This is a genomic window from Azospirillum sp. B506, assembly GCF_000333595.1.
Taxonomy (GTDB): Bacteria; Pseudomonadota; Alphaproteobacteria; order Azospirillales; family Azospirillaceae; genus Azospirillum.
In genome coordinates, this window is record NZ_BADK01000275.1 from 1 (window position 1) to 1,239 (window position 1,239).

Below are 1,239 nucleotides of genomic sequence, written 5' to 3' on the forward strand. Positions count from 1 at the left end.
CGCCGTCGTCCTCCCGATCCGCCTCGAACAGTGACTTGAGCTCCTCGGCGGCATCGCGGGAGGTCTGGATCAGCTTGGTCTCGTCATTGTGGACGGCGTGCTGGCGGATCAGGGTGCGCTCGTCATGCGCACGGAAGGTTTCCAGCGTCCGAACCACCTCGCCTTCCGCCAACCCCATCTGGCGCAAGACGTCGCCGGTCAGGCGGATGCTGCTGTCGAAGGTCTCGCGCACGATGTGGGTGACGCCGCGGTCCATCAGATGGTGAACATGGCGGCGGTTGCGGGCGCGGGCAAATATGGTCAGGTTGGGGAAATGGCGGGTCGCCATCTCCACCACCCGCAACGACTGCTCCATGTCGTCCAGCGCCACCACCAGCACCGTGGCCTTCTCCGCCCCGGCGGCGCGCAGAAGCTCGACACGGGTCGGGTCGCCGTAATAGGCCTTGCTGCCGAACTTGCGGACAAAGTCGACCTGGGCCGCACTGCTCTCCAGTGCGGTGAAGGGAATGCCGCGCATGCGCAGCACGCGGCCGACCACCTGCCCCACCCGGCCGAAGCCGCAGATGATGACCGGCGGGTTTTCGTCGGGCGGCGTGTCGAACGGGCGCTTGGGCTTGCCGGCCATCAGGCGCGGCGCGAACCAGCGCTCCTCCGCCGCGAACAGGAAGGGGGTCGCCAGCATCGACAGGGTGACAACCAGCATCGCCGATGACGCTTGCTCTCCCGCCATCGCACCGCCGCCCACCGCCAGCCCGAACAGCACGAAGCCGAACTCGCCGCCCTGGCTCAGCACCGTCGCCATCCGTGTCGCTCCGGCCCAGGGCACCCCGGCAATGCGGGCAAGAACCAGCATCACCAGCCCCTTGACCACCAGCAGCGCCACGGCAAGACCGAGGAAGCAAATGGGGTGCGCCATCAGCGTCGGCACATCGGCCGCCATGCCGACCGAGACGAAGAACAGGCCGAGCAGCAGGCCCTCGAACGGTTCGATGTCCGCCTGCACCTCGTGCCGGTATTCCGAATCCGACAGCAGGACGCCGGCCATGAAGGCGCCCAGCGACATCGACAGCCCGGCCTCCTGGATCAGCACGGCGGTCCCGATGACGATCAGCAGGGCGGTGGCGGTGAAGATCTCCGGCGCGCCAGCGCGGTCGACGGCATTGAAGATCGGGCGCAGCAGATAGCGCCCGCCGATCAGCACCAGAACAACCGCGACGACCGGCCTGGCGACGGCCAGCC

General features: G+C 68.1%; 1 protein-coding gene. It reads right to left on the minus strand.

What is annotated here, in order from left to right:
* On the minus strand, positions 1-1,239 hold a 1,239-nt coding region (locus tag I71_RS08795), incomplete at both ends, for a cation:proton antiporter (protein WP_042693932.1).